We start from the raw sequence: 26,662 nt of genomic DNA, 5'->3' as shown, positions 1-26,662 counted from the left end.
CGCGCCTCGAACTCCCCCAGCCACCGCCGGGAGGGGCCCCCGGGCGAGGCTGTATTTGGCGGGGCTGATGAGATCCCGGGCGGTATGGGCGCTGCCGCCCGTGGCCGTGCTCGCGCTGGTGTTCCTGTATCCCCTCGCGCTGGTCGTCCAGCAGTCGCTCAGCCCCGAGAACGGCGGCGGCGCCTTCGACGCGTACGCCTCCGTCTTCGCCTCGCAGAGCTTCCGCGAGGCCCTCGGGACCACCGTCTGGCTGGCCGTCGGGGCCACCGCCGGCTGCCTCGTGCTCGGCTTCGTCCTCGCGCTGATCATCGCCTTCGTGCCCTTCCCCGGGGCCCGCGCCGTCGCGAAGTTCATCGATGTGTTCCTCTCCTTCCCCTCCTTCCTCGTCACCCTCGCCCTCCTCTTCATCTACGGGACCGTGGGCATGGCCAACGGGGCCTGGACCGGCCTCACCGGCGCCGCCGAGGGGCCCTTCCACTTCCTCACCACTCCCTGGGGCGTCCTCCTCGCGGAGATCACGTACTTCACGCCCTTCGTGATGCGCCCCCTGCTCGCGGCCTTCTCCCAGCTGGACACCGCCCAGCTGGAGGTCGCCGCCGGCCTCGGCGCCCGGCCCGCCCGGATCGTCCGGCAGGTGATCCTCCCCGAGGCCCTCCCGGCGCTCGCCGCAGGCGGCAGCCTCGTCCTCGTCATGTGCCTCAACGAGTTCGGGATCGTCCTCTTCACCGGGGCCAAGGACGTGACGACCCTGCCGATGCTCATCTACGGCAAGGCCATCCTCGAATCCGACTACGCGGCCGCCTGCGTCGTCGCCGTCGTCAACATCGCGATCTCCGTCGGCCTGTTCGGCCTCTACCGGGTGGTGGGCAAGCGTGCTGGTGCATAGCAAGACCGGCCGCTGGGCCGCCTGGAGCCTCTTCGGCCTCCTCTTCCTGCCGCTGTTCGCCCTGCCGCTGCTCGTCGTGGTCGCGGCCTCCTTCGCCACCCACTGGTCGGGCGCCTTCCCCTCCGGTCCGACGACCGCGAACTACGCCTCCGCCGTGCGCGGCGAATCCCTCCAGGCGGTGACCACCAGCCTGGTCACCGCCCTCGCCGCCAGCCTCCTCGCCCTCGCCGTCGGCACCTGGGCCGCACTCGCCGCCGCCACGCTGAAGAAGCGCGGGAAGCGCGCCCTGGACGCGCTGTTCATGCTGCCCGTGGCCGTCCCGTCCGTAGTCGTCGGCCTCGCCGTGCTCGTCGCCTTCAGCCGCCCGCCGGTCCTGCTCAACGGCACCAGCTCGATCGTCATCCTGGCGCACACGATCCTTGTCACGGCGTTCGCCCACCAGTCGGTTTCCGCCGCGATCGTACGGCTCGACCCCGCGTACGAGCAGGCGGCGGCCTCCCTGGGCGCCCGCCCCGCGTACGTGCTCTGGCGGGTCAAACTCCCCCTCCTGCTGCCGTCCCTGACGGCCGCGGCCGGACTCTGCTTCGCCCTGTCCATGGGCGAGCTGAGCGCCACGATGATGCTCTACCCGCCGGACTGGATGCCCCTCCCCGTCCGCATCTTCACCGCCACCGACCGCGGCTCGCTCTTCAGCGGCTCCGCCGTCGCCGTGGTCCTGATGGCCGCCACCCTGCTGGTCCTCCTGGCCGTCTCCCGCGTCCGCACCAGGGCCTCGTACCGCTGACTCCGGCTGCCGGCCGGTCACCGCAGGCAGCCGCAGACCCCCGCACCCCCAGACCCCCCCCGCAGACCCACGCTGATTCCCCGCTGACTCCCTTTCCCCGTAAGGAAGTTCCATGCCCGGCACAATCCTGCTCCGCAGCGCCGCCGCCCTCGTCGGCAGCCTCGCCCTCACCGTCTCCCTCACCGCCTGCGGCGGTTCCTCCTCCGCGGACTCCGCCGACTCCCGGGGCGGCGAGAAGGTCGTCACCGTCTACAGCGCCGACGGCCTCAAGAGCGAGAAGGGCGACGGCTGGTACGACAAGGTCTTCGCCGACTTCACCAAGAAGACCGGCATCGAGGTCAAGTACGTCGAGGGCGGCTCGGGCGAGATGGTGCAGCGCGCCGTCCGCGAGAAGACCAACACCCAGGCCGACGTACTGATCACGCTGCCGCCGTTCATCCAGCAGGCCGACGGGAAGGGCCTGCTCCAGGCCTACGAGCCGCAGGGCTCCGACAAGGTCAACGGCGCGGACAAGGCGCCCGACGGCAAGTGGACCTCGGTCGTCAAGAATTACTTCGGCTTCGTCTACAACAAGAAGGAGCTTCCCGAGGCCCCCAAGACCTGGGAGGAGCTGCTCGACGCCAAGTACAAGGGCAGGCTGCAGTACTCCACCCCGGGCGTCGCGGGCGACGGCACGGCCGTCCTCATCAAGTCGATGCACGACTTCGGCGGCAAGGAGCCGGCGATGGAGTACCTGAAGAAGCTCCAGGCCAACAACGTCGGCCCGTCCTCCTCCACCAGCAAGCTCGCGCCGAAGACCGACAAGGGCGAGCTGCTCGTGGCCAACGGCGACGTCCAGATGAACTTCGCGCAGTCCAAGTCCATGCCGAACCTGGGCATCTGGTTCCCGGCGAAGGACGGCGGCAAGCCCACCAGCTTCGCCCTGCCCTACGCGGCCGGCCTCGTCGCCAAGGGCCCGCACTCCGAGAACGGCAAGAAGCTCCTCGACCACCTCCTCGGAGAGGAGGCCCAGAAGCTGGTCAGCGAGGTCGGCGGCGGCTTCCCGGCGCGCACCGACGTCAAGCCGACCGACGCCAACGCCGTCGAGCTCACCAAGATCATGGCGGGCGTGGAGGTCTTCGAGCCGGACTGGGCCGACATCGACAAGAACCTCACCGGCTACGTCGACGCGTGGAAGTCGGCAACCGGAAGCTGACCGGTTGCCTCCTGGTCATCCACGGCCAGCAGAGTGACCGTTGCATAACGGGTCTGGACCGAAGACCGCACCTTCGGTCCGGACCCGGCGCACGTCCCCAACGCATGTCCCCAGCGCCATTCCCCGCGATGACTCCCGGAGGAGCTCGTGCCCACTGCTGTCCCCGCCGGACGCACCCTCGCCGTGGCCGCCACCGCCACCGCCCTGCTCGCCACCGCCCTCACCGGCACCGCACTGACCGCGCACGCTGCCGACGCGGCCGCCGGCACCGACAAGGTCCTCGTCATCGGCATCGACGGCGCGGTCCTGGACCGCGTCAAGGCCGCCAACGCGCCGCACCTGCAGGGCCTGATGGCCCAGGGCCTCACCGCCCGCAGCACCCTCTACGCGAACCCGATGGCCGCCACCTCCTCGGGCCCCGGCTGGTCCACCATCGCCACCGGAGTCTGGCCCGACAAGCACGGCGTGAAGGACAACTCCTTCACCGGCAAGAACTACACCGCCTACCCGGATTTCCTGACCCGCATCGAGAACGCCAAGCCGGCGCTCAACACGTACGCGGCCGCCGACTGGGAGCCCATCACCTCCACCGACCAGAACGGCCCGATCTTCTCCGCCAAGGTCGACAAGCGACTCTCCCTCAAGGGCGACCGCGACGGCTACCGCAACGAGGACCCGAAGATCGCCGCCGCTGCCGCCGCCGAGCTGCGCGACCAGAACCCGGACGCCGCCTTCGTCTACCTCGGCGAGATCGACGCGGCCGGTCACTCCTACGGCGCCGCCAGCCAGCAGTACCTCGACACCATCGCCCGCGTCGACGGGCTGGTCGGCCAGCTCCTCACCGCCGTCCAGAACCGCCCGACGTACGCCCAGGAGAACTGGAAGGTCCTGGTCACCACCGACCACGGGCACACCAACTCCGGTGGCCACGGCGGCTCGACCATCCAGGAGCGCGGCACCTTCGTCATCGCCAGGGGCGCGGGCATCCCGGCCGGTTCGGTCCGCGACGACGTGAAGCTGGTCGACGTGGCCGCGACCGCGCTCGCCCAGGTCGGCGTCGCCGCCCCCGGCATCGACGGAGTCCCGCTGAACGCCCCGGACGACGACCCCTTCGACACCCTGCGCCCGAACCTCCAGGCGCGCGTGGACGAGACGGGCATTCCGGCGGGGGTGAAGGGCTTCACGCACACCCCGCCCGCGGGCTGGTCCGTCGACAACTCCAGGATGGGCACCGGCGGGGTCACCGAGTGGGCCGGCTGGGCCTTCGCGACCGACGAGTTCTGGAGCCAGGCACAGCGCGACCAGTGGCGCGAGCTGAACGTCCGCTCCCGTGACGTCTTCGCCGTCGCCGACTCCGACGAGTGGGACGACAAGAGCCACACCGGCACCTTCGACTCCACCCTGATCACCCCCAAGTGGGCGGTCACCGGCGGCAGCACGCGCAACCTGACCTTCCAGACGCACTACCGCCAGGAGGCCGGCCAGAGCGCCCAGGTCCTCGTCTCGTACAACGGCGGCGCCCCGGCCGTCGTGAAGTCCTACACGGTCGACGCGGTCGCCAAGGCCGAGTCCCTCGCGCTCCAGGTCCCGGCCGGCGCCACCGACGTCCAGATCCGCTTCCGCTACAGCGGGAGCAACAACTGGTACTGGACCGTCGACAACGTCCGCCTGAGCTGATCCAGGCCCTACCGGTCCGGGCTGTGGACGGCCGGAGCGTCCACGGCCCGGCCCCGATAGGGTGGTACAGACCAGCGGTCAGAGGTCAGAGGTCAGTGGTCAGTGGTCACAGGCCACCGAGAGCGGAGAACAGTCCAGTGGCAGAGCGCAAGCCGATCGAATCCTGGCTCACCGACATGGACGGGGTCCTCATCCACGAGGGCACCCCGATCCCCGGCGCCGATGCCTTCATCAAGCGGCTGCGCGAGTCCGGCAAGCCCTTCCTGGTCCTGACGAACAACTCCATCTACACCCCCCGCGACCTCCAGGCCCGCCTGTCCCGCATGGGCCTGGACGTGCCCGTCGAGAACATCTGGACCTCCGCGCTGGCCACCGCGAAGTTCCTCGACGACCAGCGCCCGGGCGGCACCGCGTACGTCATCGGCGAGGCGGGCCTGACCACCGCCCTGCACGACATCGGCTACATCCTGACCGACCACGAGCCCGACTACGTGGTGCTGGGCGAGACCCGGACGTACAGCTTCGAGGCGATGACCAAGGCGGTCCGCCTGATCAACGCGGGCGCCCGCTTCATCTGCACCAACCCCGACGAGACCGGCCCCTCCACCGAGGGCCCGCTCCCGGCCACCGGCGCGGTTGCCGCGCTGATCACCAAGGCGACCGGCAAGAAGCCGTACTTCGCGGGCAAGCCCAACCCGCTGATGATGCGCACCGGCCTGAACGCCATCGGCGCGCACTCGGAGACCAGCGCGATGATCGGCGACCGGATGGACACCGACGTGCTGGCCGGCCTGGAGGCGGGCATGCAGACCTTCCTCGTCCTCACCGGCCTGACCTCGATCGCGGACACCGAGAAGTTCCCGTACCGCCCGACCAAGACGGTCGACTCGATCGCCGATCTGGTCGACCTCGTCTGAGGCATACGGCGCATCCAGCGCATACGGTGCGTGCGGCGCGTACGGCCGATGGGGCGTACTGCGTTTGGGGCGTACGGCTGACACGTACGGCGCCGTTCCGGATGCGGAGCGGCGCGCCGCGCGTGAATCTCCTTGACGAGGAGGTTCACCATGCGCAGTGTCCCGATCGCTCTCCGTGCCGCCGCCGTGTCCGTAGCCCTGGCGGCGTTCTCCGCGGTGACCGTGCCCGCCGCCCTCGCGGGCGAGGAGGACCGCGGCGACCGCGGCAGCATCTCGGTCGACCCGGATCCGGCCCACCCCGGAGCGCAGGTCAAGCTGCGCGTCCACGGATGCGACGGCACCAGAGGGGCGGCCAAGTCCTCCGTCTTCGTCGCGGACGTCGACCTCTACGGCCGTGACGGAGGCCGCAGCCCGCTTTACGGCGAGGCGGTGATCAGCTCGCACGCCTCGCCCGGCTGGCACTCCGTCCGGGTGACGTGCGACGGCCACGACAAGGTCAGCGGCTCCGTCCAGATCTCCCCGTACCGCCACCCCTCCCACCACGCCTCGCCGGTCTGGCCGGTCCACGCGGGCGGCGGCGGCATGTCCGCCGAGCTCGCGGAGGCGGCCAAGCCGGTCGCCGCCGCGGCCAAGAAGGACCACGGCGGCGACGGCCCGAGCCTGCCGCACACGGTGATCGGCGCCATCCTGGCCGCCGTCGCCACCCTGGCCGTCGCGGGCCGGGCGCTGGCCCTGCGCCGCCGCCGCAGCGGCGAGTGAGGCGAGCGGCGGATGAGGACAGCGGTGGATGAGGCGGGCGCCGGGGATGAGCGGGGGCCGGATGGTGGACGAGCGGGGGCCGGATGAGTGAGGTCAAGGGTTCCGCCGGCGGCCGGCTGCTGACCTTCGCCGCCTGGTCCGTGCTGGTGCTCGGCCTGTGGCTGTGGGGCCGCCAGCTCACCGTGGCGCCCGCCCCGCCCGCCGGCCCGGCCGGCGGGGCGGTGGGCCTGGGGCTGCCGGCCGCGCACGCCCCGCTCGCCGCGGCCCTGCCCCAGCGCGTCGACGTGCCCTCCATAGGCATCCAGGCCCCGGTGATCTCCCGGGGCCTGGACAAGGACGGCGCGCTCGAACCGCCCCCGTACGACAGTCCGGGCACGGTGGGCTGGTGGGGCAAGGGCGTCCAGCCGGGGGCGGCCGGGACGGCGCTGATGGTGGGGCACGTGGACACCCGGTCCAAGCCGGCGGTGTTCTACGGCCTGAGCGCGGTGCAGCCGGGTGACAAGGTGAGGGTGGTGCGGGCGGACGGATCGGTCGCCGAGTTCACGGTCGAGGACGTACGGGTCTACGAGCGCGCGGCCTTCGACGCGGACAAGGCGTACGGTCCGCGGGTCCGGGGCCGGGCGGAGCTGAGGCTCGTGACCTGCGGGGGCACCTACGACAAGGCGGCCAAGGAGTACACGGCGAACGTGGTGGTCTCCGCCTACCTGACGGGCGTGGGAGCCCGCCCGGGCACGACGGCCTGACCGGGGTCGGCCGGGAAACGAAGAAGCCCCTCGCAGCTTTCGCTGCGAGGGGCTTCCTCCGTCTGTGCGCCGCCAGGGACTCGAACCCCGGACCCGCTGATTAAGAGTCAGCTGCTCTAACCAACTGAGCTAGCGGCGCTTGCTGACAGGGAAAACTCTACCCCACCTCCGCGGGTGCTCGTGACCAGCCACGCCCGCCTTGTCCGATTAACCCATGTTTGAGGGGTTTATCGTGCACGATATGTCTGCGCCGTGCACATCTGATGCTTTATCAGATGTGGGCCCGGCCGACCAGTGGACGAGCAGGGGACGAGCAGGGGAGTGGACGGATCCGCATGACGACGCAGCCTCCGACGCATGTGCAGATGCCGATGCCCGCTTTCGAGGAGTACGAGCCCGCGGGCGACTGCGCGTGCCGGGGATGCGCCCAGCGCCGTCGTTCCCTCGCCCGCGCGCGGGCCATACCGCTGCGGGACGGGGGGCACCCCGCGGCCCGCGGGGCCCGGCGGGCGCTGGTCCTGGCCACCGCCGCGGGCGTGGTCCTCGGCGGTGGCGGCACGGCCGCGGTGGCCGTGACCACCCCGGCCGCCGGTCCGGTGGCCCTGGACGACCCCGGTTCCCCGCAGGGCGGCCGGACCCCGCTGCACGGCCCGAAGGGCGGCCCGGTCGGACAGCCCGGCTCCCCCGGCAAGCCCGGCGCCGTGAAGCGGATCGACCGCACGACGATCATCAACCGGGCGAAGCTGTGGCTGGACGCGCAGGTTCCGTACAGCATGTCCACGTACTTCACGGACGGCTACCGGCAGGACTGCTCGGGCTACGTCTCCATGGCCTGGAACCTCGGCTCGAACGAGTGGACCGGCAGCCTCGACAAATTCGCCACCAAGATCACCAAGGACGACCTGCTGCCGGGGGACATGCTGCTCTTCCACAACCCGGCGGACCCGAACAACGGCTCGCACGTGGTCATCTTCGGCGGCTGGGTCGACGAGACGCGCAACCACTACATCGCCTACGAGCAGACGCGCCCCAACACGCGGAAGCTGGCCACTCCCTACGGGTACTGGAGCAACGCGGCCAAGTACGTCCCGTACCGGTTCAACGGGGTGACGGGCGGGGTCGTTCCGGTCGTTCCGGTCGTTCCGGTCGTTCCGGAGGTCCCGGGCGTCGTCCCCGAACCGCCCGCGGCGGGCCCCAAACCGGGCGATGCCAAGGCCTTCCCCGGGGCGGACAAGTTCGCCCCGGGCGCCGCGAACGACTTCGTGGAGCAGCTGGGCCGGATGCTGATCGAGCGCGGCGCGTACCGCTTCTACCCCAAGGGGGTGGCGGACCGGACGTGGAGCGACCACGACAAGCTGGCCACCCAGGCCTTCCAGCGGGCACAGGGCTGGTCGGGCACGGACGCCGACGGCGTCCCCGGCACGCACACCTGGCGGCTGCTCGTCGAGAAGCAGGGCGCCGACATCCCGCCGTTGGTGGGCGCGGCGCCGGGACCGGGCGGGGTACGGGCCTACCCGGGGTCCGCGGTGTTCCGCCCGGGCCAGTCGCACGCGGCCATCGAGGCCCTCGGCCGACAGCTGCGCAAGAAGGGCTTCGGCAAGTACTACACGTCCGGCCCGGGCCCCCGCTGGGGTGAGGCCGACCGCCGCAACGTCGAGGCCTTCCAGCGCGCGCAGGGCTGGCGCGGCGCCTCGGCCAACGGCTACCCGGGCCCGGAAACCTGGCGCCGGCTGTTCGCATGACGGAGGTAACGATGTTCCCCACGCGCACCACCTCGACGACGGGCACCCTCCGCGTACCGCCGACGGCACCCGCACCACACGCCCACCCGACGCGGACGGCGACACCGGCCGCGCCGAGCTCCCACCCGGACCCCCGGTCGGCGCCGTTCGCGCCCGAGGCCCGCCCCGCATGGGCGACGGAGCCGGAGCCCGTCGCCGTCGCCCCGGCCGGACCCGGCCGGGCGGCACCCTCCGCACCGACACCCGCACGCACTCCCGTATCCGTATCCGTACCCGGCCCGCATGCCCGCCCGGCAGAGCCCGTCCAGAGCCCGAATTCCCGTACGGCATCGGTCGCGGGGCACGCCCACCCGGCGTGGGCGACCGCGGAGCCGACACCCGCCACACCCGGATCCGCATCCGGCTCTGATGCCCGTACGGCGCAGGGCGCGGGGCGTGCACACCCGGAGCCGGCGCCCGCCGCCATCACTTCGACCGGTCCGGCGCGCGGCGCGCAGTCGGTTCCCGCGCCCGGATCCGCACCCCGCTCTGATGCCCGTACGGCGCAGGGCGCGGGGCGTGCACACCCGGAGCCGGCGCCCACCGCCATCACTTCGACCGGTCCGGCGCGCGGCGCGCAGTCGGTTCCCGCGCCCGGATCCGCACCCCGCTCTGATGCCCGTACGGCGCAGGGCGCGGGGCGTGCACACCCGGAGCCGGCGCCCACCGACATCACCTCGACCGGCCCGGCGCGCGGCGCGCAGTCCGCTCCCGCGCCTGCGTCCGTGTCCCGTCCGGACCCGCGGTGGGCGGCGGAGGCGGAGCCCGCACGCGCTCCCGCGGCCGTATCCGCGCTCGGCCCGCGGCCGGCGTCGGAACCGGCGCCCGGCCCGGATTCCCGCAGGGCGTCCGCCGTCGCCCAAGGCGGGCTCGGCCGGGACGCACGGTCCGGACCGGCACCCGAGCCGGCGCCGGTACGTGCCCCCGCGCCCGGATCCGCGTCCCGCCGCCCGGATCCCCGCACGGCACCGGAAGCGCTGCACGCCCGCCCCTGGTGGGCGGCCGAGCCGGAGCCCGCGCCCGCGTCGGCGTCCCGCTCGGATTCCCGTACGGCGTGGGACGCGGCGCCGTCCGCGGGGCGCGCACACCCGGAGCCGTCGCCCGCCGGCACCGCCTCGACCGGCCCGGCGCGCGCCGGGCAGTCGGCTCCGTCCGTGTCCCGCCCGGACGGGGTGTGGGCGGCGGAGCAGGAGGCCGCGGGCACCGCCTCGAGCGGCCCCGGCCCGGCTCGCGCCGCGCAGTCCGCTTCCGCACCTGCCTCCGTGTCCCGCCCGGACCCGCGGTGGGCGGCGGAGGCGGAGCCCGCACGCGCTCCCGCGGCCGTATCCGCACCCGGCCCGCATGCCCGCCCGGCGTGGGCCGCGGAGCCGGAGCTCACGGGAGCCGCATCGAGCGGCCCCGGCCGCGCCGCGCAGTCCGCTTCCGCGCCTGCGTCCGTGTCCGTGTCCCGCCCGGACCGGGCGTGGGCGGCGGAGGCGGAGGTCGAGGCCGTGGCCTCGGGATCGTTCGGCTCGGCCGCAGCGTCGGCCTTGGCCGTGGCCGCGCCGTGCGCTGATTCCCGTGCGGCAGCGGACGCGCCCCGCTCGCGCCCGGCGTGGGGCGCGGAGCCGGAGCCTGCTGCTCCGGCGCCGCCATCCGCCGCCGTGGGCGCGCCGCGCGAGGAGGCCGGGCCGGTCGCGGCCCCGGGGGTCCGCTCGGCGCAGGCCGGCGAACCGGTACCCCCGCACGCCCCGCACGCCCCGCACGCCCCGCACGGATGCGAGGTGCCGGCGGCGCGGGCCCAGTCCGAGTCCGAGCCGGTGGCCGCCGCCGAGGCCCCGGAGATCCCGCACCCCCAGGGCGCGGAGGCCCCGGCCGGGGTGGCCACCCTGAGCCTGCGGACCGCCGACCCCGAGTCCGGCCATGAGTCCGAGACCGGCCCCGAACCGGCCGCCGAAGCCGCGGACCCGCCCGGCGTGCCCGGGCCCGGCGTCGCCGAGATCGTCGCCCAGGCGGTGGCGCGCGGCCTGGAGGGGGACGAGGCCCGGGACCTCCCCGGCCTCCCGCCCCGCCGCGGCACCGCGGTCACCGAGGTGCCGGTGCACCTCCCCTTCCGCGGCGAGCCGAAGCCGATGCCGGCGCCCGCCACCCGGCCCGGCCGGTCACAGGCCGCCCCCCGGCCCGCCCCCGGCCGCCGGGTCCCCCGCGGCGACGACCGGCTCCGGGAGCACCGCGGACCGGTGCTGCCCGGCTGGGTCGGTGTGGCCGTCGGCGGCATCGCACTCGCCGGCTGCACGGCCGTGCTCTGGCGGGCCGGGGTCGTCCCCGCCCCCTTCGTGGCCGCCTTCGGTGCGGCCCCCCGCGCCTACCAGGGCCTGCGCGCCACCCACTGGCCCCCGCTCGCCTTCCTCGGCATCGTCGCCCTCGTCGCGCTCGGCGGTCTCGGCCGGGCCCGCACCGGCCACGCCTGGGTGCTCACCCTCTTCGGCCGCTACCGCGGCACGGTCCGCCGTACCGGCCTGACCTGGGTCAGCCCCCTCCTCCTGCGCCGCCGGGTCGACGTACGGCTGCGGCACTGGCGCAGCGACCCCATGCCCGCCGTGGACTCCGGCGGCCTCGCCCTGCAGGTCGTCGTGCAGGTCGTCTGGCAGGTCAAGGACACGGCCCGGGCCACGCTCGCCGTCGAGGACCACACGGAGTACCTGGCCGAGCAGGTCGAATCGGCCATGGCCCGCGTACTGTCCCAGCTCCCCGCCGACGCCTTCCACGAGGACGCCCCGACCCTGCGGGACGCCGAGGCGGTCGGTGATGCGCTGACCCGGATGGTGGCGGCCGAAACCGAGGCCGTCGGGATCGAGGTGTTCTCGGCCCAGCCGACCCGGATCGAGTACGCGGCCGAGGTCGCCGAGGCGATGCGCCGCCGCCGGGTCGCGGCGATCGACGCCAAGCACCGGGACACCGTGCTGACTTCGGTCGTGGACGCGGTGGACGACACCGTCCACCGGCTGACCTCGCGGGGACTGGTCGAGCTCGACGACTACGAGCGCAAGGCCCTGGTGAAGGACCTCACGGTCGCCTTCTACACGGGACGCCCTGAGTAGCCCCGGGCAGCACGAGGAGCGGGGCGAGAACGGGTGGCCGGAAGCAACCGGACCACCCGTTCTCCCATTGGTATGGACATGGCCAACTCTCGTCAATAATCTGGGACTTGGTCTAGACCTGAAATCCCCACACGCACATGCACACGCACACCCGCACACGCAGCGCGCGCGCTCTCGTCGAACTCCCCCCACGTTCAAGGAGCATCATGCGTAACGTCCGCATGCCCGGACGGGCCGGCGTCGCCGCGCTCGGCCTCGGCCTCGTCGCCGGAATCACCCTCATAGGCGCCCCCAGCGCCAGCAGCCACGGCTACACCGACACCCCCATCAGCCGCCAGAAGCTCTGTGCCAACAAGACCGTCTCCGACTGCGGCGCCATCCAGTGGGAGCCGCAGAGCGTCGAGGGCTTCAAGGGCTTCCCGGCCGCCGGCCCCGCCGACGGCAAGATATGTTCCGGCGGGCTCTCGCAGTTCGCCGAGCTCGACAACCCGCGCAACGGCGCCTGGCCCACCACCAGGGTGACCAGCGGGCAGAGCTACGCCTTCCGGTGGCAGTTCACCGCCAACCACTCCACCGCCGACTTCAAGTACTACGTCACCAAGAACGGCTGGACCGGCACCAAGGCCCTCACCCGCGCCGACCTTGAACCCCAGCCGTTCCTCACCGTCGCCTACAACGGCGCCCGCCCCGCGATGACCACCGTCCACCAGGGAGCCATGCCGAGCGGCAAGACCGGCCGGCACCTGATCCTCGCCGTCTGGACCGTCAACGACACCCCGATGGCCTTCTACGCCTGCTCCGACGTTCAATTCTGACGGAACGTCAGCTACCCTCCGGCGGCATGCGGACGACGACTCCACCCGAAACCGTCGCGGAGCTCATAGCGCGCCAATGGGGCGACCACCGGCCCGGGCTGAAACACGAGGGCGGTGTCCTCACCCACCACCGGACCGCCCAAGAGGCCGCCGCGCGCGCCGCGCTCCTCGTGGACCTCATGCCTCCGGGGGCCGAGCCGCACCTCGGGGTCCTGCTCGACAACACCCCCGAGTTCCCGTTCTGGCTCGGCGCGGCGGCCCTGGCCGGGGCCGCCGTCGCCGGGATCAACCCCACCCGGCGCGGCCCCGAACTGGCCCGCGACATCCTCCACACCGACTGCCGGATCCTGATCACCGAGCGCGCCCACCTGCCGCTGCTGCGCGGACTGGACCTGCCGGGCGTACGCATCCTGGTCACCGGCACCGAGGAGTACGAGGCCCTGCTCGCGCCCTACGCCGCGGCCAAACCCGGCGAGGCGGCCCTGAGCACCCCCGCCCCCGACTCCCGCCTCCTCCTCTACTTCACCTCCGGCTCCACCGGCGCACCCAAGGCCGCCATCTGCAGCCAAGGCCGGCTCGCCGCGGCCGGCTCCGCACTGGCCCGCCAGTTCTCCGTCACCCCGGACGACGTCCACTACGTCTGCATGCCCCTCTTCCACGGCAACGCCGTCATCGCCGACTGGCTCCCCGCGCTCGTCGGCGGGGCCGCGGTGGCGCTGCGCCGGCGCTTCTCGGCCTCCGCGTTCCTGGACGACGTACGGGCGTACGGGGCCACCTACTTCACCTACGTCGGCCGGGCGATCCAGTACCTCCTGGCCACCGAGCCCCGCCCCGACGACCGCACCCACAGCCTCCGGCTCGGCTTCGGCACCGAGGCCGGGGCGGTGGACGCGGCGCGCTTCGCCGAGCGGTTCGGGGTGCGGCTGGTGGAGGGCTACGGGGCCACCGAGGGCGGCGCCTCGGTCCAGCGCACCCCGGACACCCCGCCGGGCGCGCTGGGCCGGGCGGGCGCGGGGGACGACCTGGCGGTGATCGACCCGGAGACGGGCGCGGAATGCCCGGCCGCGGTACTGGACGGGGACGGCCGCCTGCAGAACGGCTCCGCGGCCATCGGCGAACTCGTCAACCGGGGCCGCAGCCTGTTCGAGGGCTACTGGCGCAACCCGGCCGCGGAGGCCGACCGCACCCGGGACGGCTGGTACTGGACGGGAGACCTCTTCTTCCGCGACGCGGCGGGCTTCCTCTACTTCGCGGGCCGTACTGACGACCGGCTGCGGGTCGACAGCGAGAACCTCGCCGCGGCGGTGATCGAGAACATCCTGGCCCGCTGGGCCGACGCGACGGCGGTCGCGGTCTACGCCGTCCCGGACGAGGTGGCGGGGGACCAGGTCATGGCCGCGCTCACCCTCCGGGAGGGCGCGCGGTTCGACCCGTCCGCCTTCTCCGCCTTCCTGGCGGCGCAGCCGGACCTGGGCACGAAGATGTCCCCCCGCTACGTCCGCATCCTCCCGTCCATGCCGGTCACGGCCACGAACAAGATCCACCGCGTCTCCCTCCGCCGAGCCGCCTTCCGCTGCCCCGACCCGGTCTGGCACCGCACCCCTGCCGGCGCCTACGCCCTCCTGACCGAGCCCGACATGTCCACCCTCCTCGCCCAATACGAATCCCACGGCCGAACCCATCTCCTGAACCACTAGCAGGGCGCGCCGCCGCGCCTCAATCGCCGGCGAGGCTGAAGGATCGCCTCAATCGCCGGCGGGGCTGGATGTTGCCAGGCGGGCTGGATGGGCCGACGCCGACGCCAATCAGCCCCTCCGGCGTTTGAGGAGTGGGGGTCCCCCCGGACGGAGTCTGGGGGAGGGTCTGGGGCGGAGCCCCAGGTCTTCGAGCCGCGCCACATCCAGCCTCGCCGGCGTTTGAGGCGCGGGGTCCGGGCAGCGCCCGGGGAAACGGTGAAAGGGCGGGGCGGGGAGAAGGCTCCGCGCAGCGACCCCCCACCCGGCCCGAGGTCCGGCTCCGCACCAACGGCATCCGCACCGGCCCAGCCACAAGGCCTCGCCACAAGGCCCAGCCACAAGGCCTCGCCCAGCGCGACCCGTACCGGCTCGGCCCAAGGCTTCGCGCAGCGATTCCCGCGGGGCTCGGGCTGCGGCTCCGCGCGAGCGGTTACTCGCAGCGGTATCCGTACCGGCTCGGCCCAAGGCACCGCGCAGCGGTATCCGCGCCAGCGCGGCCCAAGGCTTCGCGCAGCGGGGCCCGTCGGCCTGGCCGCAAGGTTCCGCGGCGGGAGCTCCGGGCTGGGGGTAGGGCCAGGGATACCGGGGGGACGCCCCCTGGGGTCATGGTTTTGGTGGGCGGGGCGCCGTTAGCGTGCGCGTATGGACGATGCCCCGCGCACCACCTGGCAGGCCCTGGCCCGCGGCCACTACCTCCGCTCCGCCTGGCCCTGGCGCGCCGCCGGCTACCTCGCCGGCAGCGCCCTCACCGGCATCCCCGTCCTCCTCGCCCTCGTCCTCCTCGCCACCGCCGGCGCCGCCCTCGGCCTCGTCGCCATCGGCCTGCCGCTCCTCGCCCTGCTCGGCCTCGCCGGCCTCCCCACCGCAGCCGTCGAGCGCCGCCGCCTGCGGCTGGTCGACAGTGACCCCGCCGCCACCCCCCACCGCACGCCCGCCGAGCCCGGCCTCCGCGCCTGGGCCGTGCTGCGCTACCGCGAGCAGGCCACCTGGCAGGAGCTCGGCTACGCCGTCCTGCACGGCTTCCTGCTCTGGTGGGTCGACCTCGTCGCCGTCGGGACCCTCCTCGGCCTGCCCCTCCTCCTGCTCACGACCCCGCTCCAGCTCGCCCTCTCCGGCGACGGCGACAGCGACGGCGAGGTCAAGGTGCTCAAGCTCTGGCTGGTCACCTCGTACCCCTTCGCCTTCGCCGTCGCTGCCGCAGGGGCGGTGCTCCTCCCCGCCCTCCTCTACCCGCTCGGCGCCCTCGCCGGTGCCCGCGCCGCCCTCACCCGCGCCCTCCTCGCCCCCCGCGAGCGGGAACTCCGTGGCCTGCTCACCGAGGTCACCCGGTCCCGGGCCCGTCTCGTGGACGCCTTCGAGGCCGAGCGCCGCCGGATCGAGCGCGATCTCCACGACGGCGCCCAGCAGCGGCTCGTCGCCCTCACGATGACCCTCGGCCTGGCCCGCCTGGACGCGCCCCCGGGCCCGCTCGCGGACCAGCTCGCCACCGCCCACGACGAGGCCGGCAAGGTGCTCGGCGAACTGCGCGAGCTGATCCACGGCATCCACCCCCAGGTGCTCACCGACTACGGCCTGACCGGCGCGCTCGCCGACGTCGCCGAGCGTTCCGCCGTTCCCGTCGACACCCACCTGGCCGCCGCCCTGCCCCGGCTGCCCGAGTCCGTCGAGGCCGCCGCCTACTTCGGCGTCTGCGAGGCCCTCGCCAACATCGGCAAGCACAGCGGCGCCGCCCGCGCCGCCGTCTCCGCCCGTCACACCGGCGCCGCGCTGCTGATCGACGTACGGGACGACGGTCGCGGCGGAGCTGATCCGGCGGCCGGGTCCGGGCTGACCGGACTGGCCGACCGGATCGCGGTCCTCGATGGCACACTGACGATCACCAGCCCGCCCGGCGGGCCGACCGTCCTGAGCCTGGAGATTCCGTGCCCGGTGAGCAGTCCCGAGAACAGCCCCGCGAGCAGCCCCTGAGGATCGTCCTCGCCGAGGACGGGGTCCTGCTCCGCGAAGGGCTCGTCGGTCTGCTGACGCGTTTCGGCCACGAGGTGGCGGCCGCCGTCGGGGACGCGGAGGCGCTGCGCGGCGCGGTCGCCGCCCACGACCCGGACATCGTGGTCACCGACGTACGGATGCCCCCCGGCATGACGGACGAGGGACTGCGCGCGGCCGTGGAGCTGCGGGCGGCGCGTCCCGGCCTGCCGGTGCTGGTGCTCAGCCAGTACGTGCAGCGTTCGTACGCCGCCGATTTGCTGGACTCGGGCGACGGCAGCGGTGTCGGCTACCTCCTGAAGGACCGGGTCGGGCAGGTGCAGCAGTTCCTCGACGCGGTGGTCACGGTGGCCGGTGGCGGCACGGTGGTGGACCCGGAGGTCGTACGCCAGCTCCTGCGCCGGCGGCGCGACCCCCTGGCCGCGCTGACCCCGCGCGAGCGGGAGGTGCTGGGCCTGGTGGCGGAGGGGAAGTCGAACGGGGCCATCGCCCGCGATCTGGTGGTCTCCGAGGCCGCCGTCGGCAAACACATCGGGAACATCCTGCACAAGCTCGACCTGCCGCCCGCCGAGGAGACCCACCGCAGGGTCCTGGCGGTCCTCGCGTACCTCCGCGGCTAGGGCCGGTCTATTGGTTTTGAGCACCCCGGAGGACCAGGTAGTATTTTCTCTGTCAGCAGGCGCCGCTAGCTCAGTTGGTTAGAGCAGCTGACTCTTAATCAGCGGGTCCGGGGTTCGAGTCCCTGGCGGCGCACCTGTCCTTCGGGCGGTTTCCGGTTCACCGGGAACCGCCCGAAGTGTTTTCCGGCCCGCGTACCGCCCCCGCTCCGGGCCGCACCGCGCTGCCCCGCCGCTAGAGCGTGAGCGACAGGAGCAGCGGCGCGGCCTTCCGGTTCAGGGTGTCCGCCGCGGCGCGCAGCCGGTGCGCGTGCTCGACCGGCATCGACAGGGCGAGGCAGCCCACCGAGGCTCCGGCGGTGATCGGGACCGCCGCGCAGACCGTGCCCACGGCGTACTCCTGCAGGTCCAGCATCGGCACGGTGGCCGGCTGGGCGTCCAGCTTGGAGAAGAGGATGCGCTCGTTCACGATCGTCTTCGACGTGAGCCGGGCGATCTTGTGCCGGGACAGGTGGTCGCGCCGCCCGTTCAGGTCCAGCTGCGTGAGCAGGCACTTGCCGACCGCGCTGGCGTGCGCGGCGGAGCGGAAGTCGACCCACTCGTGCACCTTCGGGGTGCGGGGGCTGTCCGCGAACTGCGTGATCCTGACCTCGCCGTCCACGTAGCGGCTGATGTAGACGGCCGCGCCGACCGAGTCGCGCAGCCGGTCCAGGGTCTCCTGGAGCTTGTCGGTCAGCGCCTGCTGCCGGTCGATGCCCGATCCGAGCAGGACGAGGGAGTCCCCTATGGCGTAGGCGCCGTCGGAGACCTGCAGGACATATCCCTCCCGGCGCAGCATGAGCAGCATCGGAGCGAGATGGACGGCGGGCAGGCCGGTCTCACGCGCGATCTGCACGTCGGTCACACCACCGGTGTGCCGTGCGATCGTTTCGAGTACGCGTAGTGCGTACTGCACCGAGTGGAACGGCGCGGTCGGCTCGGGCTTCAGCGCCACGGTTTCCCCCTAGCAGGTTGTTACCGCTTGCCCTACCACGATAGCCATCAAGAGGCCCATGTGGAGCGCCTGTTGATGAGATTGATGGCTCAATCATGCCTCTCGGCCTGGATCTACTCCACTGGCATATGCCATGGTCACGCGCACTGTCCGGGTCCGCCGGGAATGCCCGGCCGCCCTCCACGGTTCGAATTCTTCGTACGGACGACACGGCGAGACGGGAGCGACGATGAGTGACACCGGTGGCGCACATGGACAGCACGGCAGGAACGGCAGCATCCGGGGCGCCGCGCAGGGCACGGCGACCGTACCGCTCTCGGTCCTGGACCTCGTCACCGTCGGCGCCGGCAGCACCGCCCACGCGTCCCTGCGCACCAGCGTGGCCATCTCCCGGCTCGCCGAGTCCCGCGGCTACCACCGCCACTGGGTCGCCGAGCACCACTCCATGCCCGGCGTCGCCAGCTCCTCGCCGGCCGTGATCCTGGCCCACCTCGCCGCGCACACCTCCCGCATCCGGCTCGGTTCGGGCGGGGTCATGCTGCCCAACCACGCCCCGCTCGCCATAGCCGAGCAGTTCGGCACCCTGGAGGCGCTCGCCCCGGGCCGGATCGACCTCGGGCTCGGCCGGGCCCCGGGCACCGACGGGCGTACGGCCACCGCGCTGCGCGGGGCCGGGCGCCTCGACGAGGCCGCGGACGACTTCCCCCGGCAGCTCATGGAGCTTACCCGCTTCCTCGACGACGACTTCCCGGACGGGCATCCGTACGCCCGCGTACACGCCGTACCGGGCCCGGTGCAGGGCCCCGCCGGGCGGCCTCCGCTGTGGCTGCTCGGCTCCTCCGGCTTCAGCGCCCGGCTCGCCGGCGAGCTCGGCCTGCCCTTCGCCTACGCCCACCACTTCTCGGCGGCCGGCACCCTGCCCGCGCTCGACCTCTACCGCCAGAGCTTCCGCCCCTCGGCCGTCCTGGACGCCCCGTACGCCGTCATCGGGGTCTCGGCACTGGCCGCCGACACCGACGCACAGGCCCGCGCCCAGGTGCTCACGGGCGCACTGTCGATGCTGCGGCTGCGCACCGGGCGGCCCGGACTCGTTCCGACACCGGAGGAGGCGGCGGCGTACCCCTTCTCCATGGCGGAGCGGGAGTTCGTGGACGGCTGGCTCGCGAACATCGTCCACGGCACCCCCGACGAGGTCCGCACCGGACTGGACGACCTCGCCAAGCGGACGGGCGCGGACGAGCTGATGCTGACCGCCAACGCCCACAGCGGGGCGGCCCGGTTGCGTTCGTACGAGCTCGTCGCAGATGCGTACGGCATGCCCGTGCAGGTGCCGGCGGCCGACTGACCGCCTGCAAACGGGGTTTGGCTGGTTTGTTGACGAAACCTTGCGGGGGGATGTCTGAAGGCAGCCTTAAGTCGCTCGTCACCCGGGGTGGCGAGCGACTTCTGATGTGCACTCAGGTCTCTGACTTGGGGAGATAGTGCGGAATTGGTCTAGTCCTTCTTTGGTCCGAACCATTGACGCGGGGTCAGGGCGATCGCTATCACTTCTCTCACCTGAACGTCTTGCTCTCCCCTCCCACCCCCACGGAGCAGTTCATGCACATCCGTAAACCCCTCATCGCGGCCGCCGCAACGGCCGCGCTGGCAGCCGGAGCGCTTGCCTCCTTCGCGGGACTCGGCACGGCCCAGGCCGCCGGCGCCGGAACCACCGCCGCGGCGGGCGGTGTCCGCATCGCCTACTACGACCAGTGGAGCGTGTACGGGAACGCCTTCTACCCCAAGCACCTCGACACCCGCGGCATAGCGGGCAAGCTGGACGTCATCAACTACTCGTTCGGCAACATCCACCCCACCGACCTCACCTGTTTCGAGGCGAACAAGGCGGCGGGCGACGACAACAACCCCAACGCCGGTGACGGCGCGGGCGACTCGTACGCCGACTACCAGAAGTCCTTCAGTGCGGCCGACAGCGTCAGCGGGGTCGCCGACAAGTGGGACCAGCCGATCGTCGGCGTCTTCAACCAGTTCAAGCAGCTGAAGACCAAGTACCCGCACCTGAAGATCAACATCTCGATCGGCGGCTGGACCTATTCGAAGTACTTCAGCGACGCGGCGAAGACCGACGCCTCCCGCAAGAAGCTCGTGTCCTCCTGCATCGACCAGTACATCAAGGGCAACCTGCCGGTCGAGGGCGGATTCGGCGGCCAGGGCGCCGCGGCCGGGATCTTCGACGGCATCGACATCGACTGGGAGTACCCGGGCTCGTCGGGCGGCCACCTCGGCAACCACTACGCCCCCGAGGACAAGCAGAACTTCACCCTCCTGCTCAAGGAGTTCCGCACCCAGCTCGACGCCTACGGCGCGGCCAACGGCGGCAAGAAGTACCTCCTGACCTCGGCCCTCCCGGCCGGCCAGGACAAGATCAAGTACATCGAGACCGACAAGATCGGCCAGTACTTGGACTACGCCAACATCATGACGTACGACATGCACGGCGCCTGGGACGGCGACGGGCCGACGTACCACCAGTCCCCGCTGTACTCCGGTGCCAACGACCCGACCGACCCGATCGCGCCGGGCACCCAGAAGTACAGCATCGACAACGCCATCGACTCCTGGATCGACGGCAACCCGGCCTACGGCATCACCGGCGGCTTCCCCGCCAACAAGCTGACGCTGGGCTACGAGTTCTACTACCGCGGATGGAAGGGCGTCCCCGCCGGGACCGCGGGCGGCCTCGCCCAGTCCGCCACCGGCGCCTCGGGCGCCCGGCCCACCAGCCAGCAGGCCGGCATCGCCAACTACAAGGAGCTCGGCGGCATCGTCGACAACCCGGCGAGCACCTTCTGGGACGACCAGGCCAAGGCCTCGTACTTCTACAAGGACGGCGAGTTCTTCACCGGCCTGAACCAGAAGTCCATCCAGGCCCGGGTCGACTACGGCAAGCAGCGCGGCCTGGCCGGAGCGATGATGTACTCCCTCCTCGGCCTGGACAACAACACCACGCTGCTGAACCAGATCTCGGACGCCCTGGGCGGCACCACGGTCCCGCCGACCACGCCGCCGACCACCCCGCCCACGACGCCGCCGACCACGCCTCCGACGACCCCGCCGACCACGGGCTGCGGATCGACCCCGGCGTACGTCGCGGGCACCATCTACACGGCCGGCAACGAGGTCTCCCACAACGGCCGCAAGTACAAGGCCCAGTGGTGGACGCAGAACGAGACGCCGGGCACCACCGGTGAATGGGGTGTCTGGAAGGACCTCGGCGCCTGCTGATCTCCCCCCACCCCGCGCCGAGCGACGCCTCCGCCCCGCCCCCTCTCTCCCGGGGGCGGGGCGGAGGTGTGTGACATGGTTGCCGGATTCCGGACACCGCTCCGTGTCGGTATCGCTACGCTCGGCCACAAGCTCGTTTCCGCTTGGGGGTGCCGTCTCATGGTTCAGGCCCGTGACATCGATCCCAGTGCCTCGCCGCTGGACTACTACAGCTACGAGCTGCGTCGGCTGAGAGAAGAGGCGGGGCTGAAGCAGGCACAGTTGGGCGGCGTCATCTTCTGCACAGGTTCGCTGATCGGCATGATCGAGAACGGTCGGCGGGTACCGACCCGGGACTTCTCCGAACGGGTGGACGCTGCGCTCGGCACAGGTGGTGTGTTCTCCCGCCTGGTGGGTCTGGTCCTGCGGAGCCAGCTGCCGGCGTGGTTTCAGGCCTATGCGGAGATGGAGGCCAGGGCGACGCACATCTCCTCGTTCCAACCTCAGCTGGTTTACGGACTCCTGCAGACCGAGGCGTACGCGCGAGCTGTCCTCCAGGCGGGGTGGGGCGAGAAGCTCGACGAGGCGGTCGCCGCGAGGATGGAGCGCCAGCGCATCCTGACCCGGGAGCGCCCGCCGCTCGTCTGGGTGGTGCTGGATGAAGCGGTGCTGCACCGGCCGTTCGGAGGCCGCGAAATAATGCGGGACCAGCTGAGCCACCTGCTGAAGTTCCGGGATTCCCGCGAGATGCGGATCCAGATCCTTCCCTTCAGCGCGGGCCATCACCCTGCCACTGTTGGGGCGTTCAACGTTCTACGGTTCGAGGGCGACCCGGATATCGTCTATGCCGAGAGCTACGGTTCGGCTCATGTGACAGCGAATCCCGAGACGGCCAGTGACTGTGCACATCGCTACGACCATTTGCAGGCCGCAGCACTCTCTCTGGAGGAATCGGCGGCTCTGATCGCTCGTGTACGGGAGGAACGATATGGGGACCATCCAGAACCTGACGGGCGTGCTGTGGCGTAAGTCCAGTTACAGCGGCGGGACCGGCGGCGACTGCGTCGAGTGCGCCCCCCTCGGCACCGCCGCCTGGCGCAAGGCTTCGTACAGCGGAACCACCGGAGGAGGCGGCCTGGTGGCTGTCCGGGACTCCAAGAACCCCGACGGGCCCGCCTTCACGGTCGCCCCGACGGCGTTCACCGCCTTCGTTCGGAGTCTCTGACCGTACGCCGAAGCGGCAGTCCCGCCGAGGGGCTGCCGCTTCGGTTCCGGCGGGCGGTCAGACCTGGTACTGGCCGACCGTGATGAAGTACCGCAGCTCCTCCGGCGTGCCGTTCAGCGCCTTCTCGGCCGCCGCGCGCAGGGCGTCGCTGATGCCCGGGCGGGCCAGGATCCGTGCGACGTCCACGCGGTCGTCCTCGGCCTGGGCCAGGCGCAGGCCGGTGGTCAGGAACGCGACGCGGTCGGCCGGGGTGCCGTTGAGGGCCTTGTTGGCCTCGCGATTGACGGCCTTGCCGGTGGCCGGGTTGGCGAACAGGATCTTGGCGATGGCGACCCTGTTGTCCTCGTCCTGGGCCTTGGCGAAGCCGGTGGCCAGGAACGCGACGCGGTCGGCGGGGGTGCCGCTGAGGGCCTTGTTCGCCTCCCGCTTGACCGCCTTGCCGCTCGCCGGGTCGGCCAGGATCTTGGCGATGGCGACGGCGTTCTCCGTGTCCGAGTCCACCGACGCGGCGGCCGGCACGGCGGCGGGCGCGGCGGCGAAGGACGGGGTGGAGAGCAGCAGGGCAGGCGCCATCGCGCCTGCGGCCAGTACGAGCGCAGCACGGGTCAGTTTCATGGTTCCCCCTCGATCGAATGGCTGTCCGGTTCTCGACAGCAGGGAGATCGTTACAAGGGGGCGTACGGCGGACAACTGCCCACCAGGCTAGGCCGTTTGGTTCCGCCGCCCGGCGTATCTCACACTCCCGGGCCCGCCGGTTGCGGGGCGGCCCCGTCGGGCCGTGCGTCGGGCGCGGCCGCCGTCTGGCGTCCGATCATGCCGGCGATCACGTCCGGAGCCACCGCGCGCGAGAACAGCCAGCCCTGCCCGGTGTCGCAGCCGACGCGGCGCAGCCGGGCCGCCTGCCCGGCGGTCTCGACGCACTCCGCGGTCACCGTCAGACCCAGCCGGTGCGCGAGCTGGACCAGGGCCTCGACGATGGTCTCGTCGGCCGGGTTCGGGTGCGTGCCCTCCTCGTAGCGGAAGCCCCGTACGAAGGAGCCGTCCAGCTTCAGCACGGAGACCGGCAGCCGGCTGAGGTAGGCCAGGTTCGAGTACCCGGTGCCGAAGTCGTCGATCGCGATCCGCACGCCCATGTCGCTGAGCGCCTGGAGGGCCTGCAAGGGCCGGCCCGCGGAGCCCATCACGGCCGACTCGGTCAGCTCCAGCTGCAGCAGCTGCGGAGCCAGGCCCGTCTCGGCCAGGATCTCCGCCACGTCACCCACCAGGTCGGAGTCCCACACCTGGCGCACGGCCACGTTCACCGACACGAAGACCGGTGCGTCGCTGGGCTGCTCGATCTGCCAGCGCCGCGCCTGCCGGCAGGCGGTCCGCAGCACCCACTGCCCCAACTGGACGATCGATCCGTCCTCTTCTGCAATACCGATGAACCGATTCGGCGTGAGCGTGCCGAACTGCGGGTGGTTCCAGCGCACCAGGGCCTCGACCCCGCGCACCACACCGCTCTCCAGGTCCACCAGCGGCTGGTACTCCAGCTCGAACTCCCCGCGCTCCACCGCCGGGCGCAGCGTCGAGGAGAGCGCCTGCCGGGTCATGCGGTGTGCGTTGCGCTCGGGGTCGAAGAGGGTCCAGCGGGCCTTGCCGTCGGCCTTGGCCCAGTACAGGGTCGTGTCGGCGGCCTGCATCAGCCCGGTCGCCGAGGTGCCGTCCGTCGCCCGCTCCACCACGCCGATCGACGCCGAGACCGACAGCCGCTGCCCGGCCAGGTCGAACGGCTCCTGTACGGCGGCCAGTACGCTCCGGGCCAGGTCCGCGAGCTGTTCGGTGCCGGTGGAGTCCTCGACCAGCAGGGCGAACTCGTCGCCGCCGAGCCGGGCGACCAGGTGCCCGCCGGTGCGCCCGTACCCGGACTGGTCGGCGCACTGGGTCAGCCGGGCCGCTACGGCGGTCAGCAGCCGGTCGCCGACCCGGTGGCCGAGGGTGTCGTTGACGGCCTTGAACCCGTCGAGGTCCAGGTAGCACAGCCCGATCCGGCCGGTGCCGCCGCCGTGGTCGTACGAGGAGGCCTCCAGGGCGGCGGAGAGCCGCTCGAAGAAGAGCGCCCGGTTGGGCAGCCGCGTGACCGGGTCGTGCATCTGCAGGTGGCGCAGCCGGGCCTGGAGGTCGCGCCGGTCGCTGATGTCGGAGACGGACAGCAGGACGTCCCCGGTCCCGGGTACGGGCCCCAGGGTGACCTCGGTCCACAGCGAGTGCCCGTCGGGGTGTTTGAGGCGGCGGGTGCAGCGCAGCCGGGCCTGCCGGCCGCGGAGCACCTCCTGGTAGGCGGCCCAGGTGCGGGCCTCCGCGGCCAGGTCCACCAGGTCGGCGGCGCACTGGTGGACGAGCGCGTGCGGCTCGCTGCCCAGCAGTCCGGCGAAGGCCTCGTTCGCGGTGACGACGTAGCCGTCGCGGTCCACGACCGCCATGGCGAGGTGGGCCGCGTTGAAGGCGGCCCGGTAGTCGCGCCGCTCCGAATCGGCGCGCGACGGCACTACCGGCACTGCCGGGTGACGCTCCGTAATGGCCGATCGGATGCTGTCGGCCGCCGAACCGGTTCCTTCTGAGGTTCCGCTCACCGTTGGCCCCGCAGTGTTCGTGAGTGTCCGTGCAGGAAAGTGTGCCGATCATAGAGGCTGCCGGGAGGCCCTATCCAGCGGCGTCGCCGCGTGAGGTCCCGGAGTTCGGCGTGATGACGGATCGTCGGACCAAGATCGCTTGATCGTTTCTGCGCGGCTGTGAACGTGCGAAGGCTCTGGCTGATCTCGGGTGATCGGTCGTGACGTTCTGTAGGCATGCGCGTGAAGTCCGGGGGTCACCGTCTTGCCTCATTGCTCACTCGTGTGGGGCAGCGGAACAGGGCATTAGTAAGACAATCGCCTCAAGGTGGCTAAACAGGCACGAATCCACCACCGGAGGTCGATGTGGCGCGACAGCAGACACCCGGGGGAGTGGACCGTTCCCGCATCCGAAGTACCGCCGCGGCGCTCACCTCCCTCACTGCGCTGGCTGCCATGTCGCTCGTCGCGGGACCCGCGGTGGCCGATTCCGGCGCCGGACCCTGCGCACTGACCCGGACGGGCGCCCACCACTCGCTGGGCCTGGACAGCTGGAACGGCGCCTACCCCAAGCCCGAGCGCACGCTCGATGCGGTCATGGTCTTCCTCTCCTTCCCCGACCACCGCAGCACCCTCACCACCGCGGAGCTCGCCCGCGACCACTTCCCCGCCACCAGCGAGTTCTTCGAGCAGGCCTCGTACGGGCGGTTCCGGCTGGCCCCGCACCCGCAGAAGCAGTGGATCCGGATGCCCAAGCCGTCCACCGCCTACGGGATAAGGCGGGACTGGGCGCCCGAGGACCGGGCCGCCTACCTGCGGGACGCGGTCAAGGCGGCCGACGCCGAGGTGGACTTCGCCAAGTACGACATCGTCTACTTCGTCGCCGACCCGGACGCCCCCGGGGTGGACTCCGACGCCACGAAGGTCGTCAACTTCGACCGCCCGATCGTCGCGGACGGCACCGAACTGCGGCGGATCGTCACCGTCTTCGAGCGCCACCCGCCGGACCGCAACGTGCTGGCCCACGAGACCGGACACGTCTTCGACCTGCCCGACCTCTACCACCGGCCCACGGACGGCAAGGGCGACTGGGACACGTACGTGGGCGACTGGGACGTCATGGGCAGCCAGTTCGGGATGGCCCCGGACCTCTTCGCCTGGCACAAGTGGAAGCTGGGCTGGCTGGACGGCTCCCAGGTGGACTGCGTGCAGTCGGGCTCCTCGATGCACACCCTCCAGCCGCTGGCGCAGGCACCGCCCAGCGGCGGCACGGGCGGGACCCGGCTCGCGGTGATCCGTACGGGCCCCGGCAGCGCCATCGCCGTCGAGGCGCGGGGCTCCGCCGGCAACGACGGGGACACCTGCACGGAAGGGGTCCTGGTCTACCGGGTGCGCAACGAGGCGGCGTCCGGTGGCGGCCCCATCGAGGTGATGGACGCGCATCCGGACACGGAGGCGTGCTGGGACCGCTCGGTGTACCCGCCGCTGGCGGACGCGCCGCTGGAGGTGGGCGAGACGTACACCGTGCCGGGGGAGCGGATCACCATCGAGGTGGCGGACCGGACCCGGTCGGGCGCGTACACGGTGAAGATCACGACCTGATCGTGGCACG

Annotated in this window: 21 protein-coding genes and 2 tRNA genes; 19 read left to right on the top strand and 4 right to left on the bottom strand. The window is 72.2% G+C overall.

The window, feature by feature from the left end:
* Window positions 1-67 precede the first annotated feature (67 nt).
* The 7 genes from OG472_RS18285 to OG472_RS18255 all read left to right on the top strand — a co-directional run bounded on the left by OG472_RS18285 (window position 68) and on the right by OG472_RS18255 (window position 6,961).
* On the top strand, window positions 68-886 hold the full coding sequence (locus OG472_RS18285; protein WP_383567719.1) for a 2-aminoethylphosphonate ABC transporter permease subunit: 819 nt from the start codon (window positions 68-70) through the stop codon (window positions 884-886).
* On the top strand, window positions 873-1,670 hold the full coding sequence (locus tag OG472_RS18280; protein ID WP_405941749.1) for an ABC transporter permease: 798 nt from the start codon (window positions 873-875) through the stop codon (window positions 1,668-1,670). The genes OG472_RS18285 and OG472_RS18280 overlap by 14 nt, the downstream gene beginning before the upstream one ends.
* 112 nt (window positions 1,671-1,782) lie before the next feature.
* Window positions 1,783-2,865, top strand: a complete 1,083-nt coding sequence (locus tag OG472_RS18275) for a 2-aminoethylphosphonate ABC transporter substrate-binding protein (RefSeq protein ID WP_405830279.1) — start codon at window positions 1,783-1,785, stop codon at window positions 2,863-2,865.
* A gap of 147 nt (window positions 2,866-3,012) precedes the next feature.
* Entirely contained in the window at window positions 3,013-4,542 is a 1,530-nt protein-coding gene (locus OG472_RS18270) for an alkaline phosphatase family protein (protein WP_405830277.1), read from the top strand.
* Between the two features lie 137 nt (window positions 4,543-4,679).
* A complete protein-coding gene (locus OG472_RS18265) occupies window positions 4,680-5,459 on the top strand; it encodes an HAD-IIA family hydrolase (RefSeq protein WP_319732742.1) in 780 nt (259 codons plus the stop codon).
* Between the two features lie 150 nt (window positions 5,460-5,609).
* On the top strand, window positions 5,610-6,218 hold the full coding sequence (locus OG472_RS18260) for a hypothetical protein (RefSeq protein WP_401602252.1): 609 nt from the start codon (window positions 5,610-5,612) through the stop codon (window positions 6,216-6,218).
* A gap of 83 nt (window positions 6,219-6,301) precedes the next feature.
* Window positions 6,302-6,961 (top strand): class F sortase, encoded by a 660-nt coding sequence (locus OG472_RS18255; protein ID WP_401602250.1) that lies wholly within the window; start codon window positions 6,302-6,304, stop codon window positions 6,959-6,961.
* 65 nt (window positions 6,962-7,026) lie between these two features.
* Here OG472_RS18255 and OG472_RS18250 read toward each other — a convergent pair.
* Window positions 7,027-7,100, bottom strand: a tRNA-Lys gene (locus OG472_RS18250).
* A gap of 226 nt (window positions 7,101-7,326) precedes the next feature.
* On the opposite strand from OG472_RS18250, the gene OG472_RS18245 reads away from it, so the two are divergent.
* From OG472_RS18245 to OG472_RS18215, 7 genes are all read left to right on the top strand, one after another.
* A complete protein-coding gene (locus tag OG472_RS18245; RefSeq protein WP_405834879.1) occupies window positions 7,327-8,703 on the top strand; it encodes a peptidoglycan-binding protein in 1,377 nt (458 codons plus the stop codon).
* A 1,475-nt stretch (window positions 8,704-10,178) separates the two neighbouring features.
* Window positions 10,179-11,822, top strand: a complete 1,644-nt coding sequence (locus OG472_RS18240) for an SPFH domain-containing protein (RefSeq protein ID WP_405941748.1) — start codon at window positions 10,179-10,181, stop codon at window positions 11,820-11,822.
* A gap of 221 nt (window positions 11,823-12,043) precedes the next feature.
* Complete coding sequence (locus tag OG472_RS18235) at window positions 12,044-12,637, top strand: lytic polysaccharide monooxygenase (protein ID WP_405943191.1); 594 nt, start codon at window positions 12,044-12,046, stop codon at window positions 12,635-12,637.
* Window positions 12,638-12,663: 26 nt separating this feature from the next.
* Window positions 12,664-14,334 (top strand): long-chain-fatty-acid--CoA ligase, encoded by a 1,671-nt coding sequence (locus OG472_RS18230; protein ID WP_405830272.1) that lies wholly within the window; start codon window positions 12,664-12,666, stop codon window positions 14,332-14,334.
* 681 nt (window positions 14,335-15,015) lie between these two features.
* Window positions 15,016-16,341, top strand: coding sequence for a sensor domain-containing protein (locus OG472_RS18225; protein WP_405941747.1), 1,326 nt, complete (start codon window positions 15,016-15,018; stop codon window positions 16,339-16,341).
* Window positions 16,296-16,979 carry a LuxR C-terminal-related transcriptional regulator gene (locus OG472_RS18220; protein WP_401602243.1) on the top strand — a complete coding sequence of 228 codons (684 nt, stop codon included), beginning with the start codon at window positions 16,296-16,298 and terminating at the stop codon, window positions 16,977-16,979. The genes OG472_RS18225 and OG472_RS18220 overlap by 46 nt, the downstream gene beginning before the upstream one ends.
* A 59-nt stretch (window positions 16,980-17,038) precedes the next feature.
* Window positions 17,039-17,112 (top strand) — tRNA-Lys (locus tag OG472_RS18215).
* A 99-nt stretch (window positions 17,113-17,211) separates the two neighbouring features.
* Here the strand turns inward: OG472_RS18215 and OG472_RS18210 are convergent.
* The gene (locus OG472_RS18210) at window positions 17,212-17,970 is read right to left on the bottom strand and encodes an IclR family transcriptional regulator (RefSeq protein WP_030718073.1); all 759 of its coding nucleotides are present in this window, start codon (window positions 17,968-17,970) and stop codon (window positions 17,212-17,214) included.
* 229 nt (window positions 17,971-18,199) lie between these two features.
* Here OG472_RS18210 and OG472_RS18205 point away from each other — a divergent pair, with 229 nt between their 5' ends.
* From OG472_RS18205 to OG472_RS18190, 4 genes are all read left to right on the top strand, one after another.
* On the top strand, window positions 18,200-19,315 hold the full coding sequence (locus OG472_RS18205) for an LLM class flavin-dependent oxidoreductase (protein ID WP_405941746.1): 1,116 nt from the start codon (window positions 18,200-18,202) through the stop codon (window positions 19,313-19,315).
* Between the two features lie 254 nt (window positions 19,316-19,569).
* Complete coding sequence (locus OG472_RS18200) at window positions 19,570-21,255, top strand: glycosyl hydrolase family 18 protein (RefSeq protein ID WP_405830268.1); 1,686 nt, start codon at window positions 19,570-19,572, stop codon at window positions 21,253-21,255.
* A 159-nt stretch (window positions 21,256-21,414) separates the two neighbouring features.
* The gene (locus tag OG472_RS18195; protein WP_405830266.1) at window positions 21,415-22,263 is read left to right on the top strand and encodes a helix-turn-helix transcriptional regulator; all 849 of its coding nucleotides are present in this window, start codon (window positions 21,415-21,417) and stop codon (window positions 22,261-22,263) included.
* Entirely contained in the window at window positions 22,223-22,459 is a 237-nt protein-coding gene (locus OG472_RS18190; protein WP_405830264.1) for a DUF397 domain-containing protein, read from the top strand. Before OG472_RS18195 ends, OG472_RS18190 begins: the two co-directional genes overlap by 41 nt.
* A gap of 57 nt (window positions 22,460-22,516) precedes the next feature.
* Here OG472_RS18190 and OG472_RS18185 read toward each other — a convergent pair whose 3' ends face one another.
* Together OG472_RS18185 and OG472_RS18180 are read right to left on the bottom strand one after the other, a co-directional pair.
* A complete protein-coding gene (locus OG472_RS18185; RefSeq protein WP_405830262.1) occupies window positions 22,517-23,074 on the bottom strand; it encodes an ALF repeat-containing protein in 558 nt (185 codons plus the stop codon).
* Between the two features lie 119 nt (window positions 23,075-23,193).
* Entirely contained in the window at window positions 23,194-25,071 is a 1,878-nt protein-coding gene (locus OG472_RS18180) for a putative bifunctional diguanylate cyclase/phosphodiesterase (protein ID WP_401602232.1), read from the bottom strand.
* 345 nt (window positions 25,072-25,416) lie between these two features.
* Between OG472_RS18180 and OG472_RS18175 the strand changes: the two genes are divergently transcribed.
* A complete protein-coding gene (locus tag OG472_RS18175) occupies window positions 25,417-26,652 on the top strand; it encodes a M6 family metalloprotease domain-containing protein (RefSeq protein WP_405830261.1) in 1,236 nt (411 codons plus the stop codon).
* Window positions 26,653-26,662 lie beyond the last annotated feature (10 nt).

The organism is Streptomyces sp. NBC_00207, assembly GCF_045160965.1.
Taxonomy (GTDB): Bacteria; Actinomycetota; Actinomycetes; order Streptomycetales; family Streptomycetaceae; genus Streptomyces.
The sequence above is the reverse complement of the archived record's forward strand: the minus strand, read 5'-3'. Positions and strand labels throughout refer to the sequence as shown.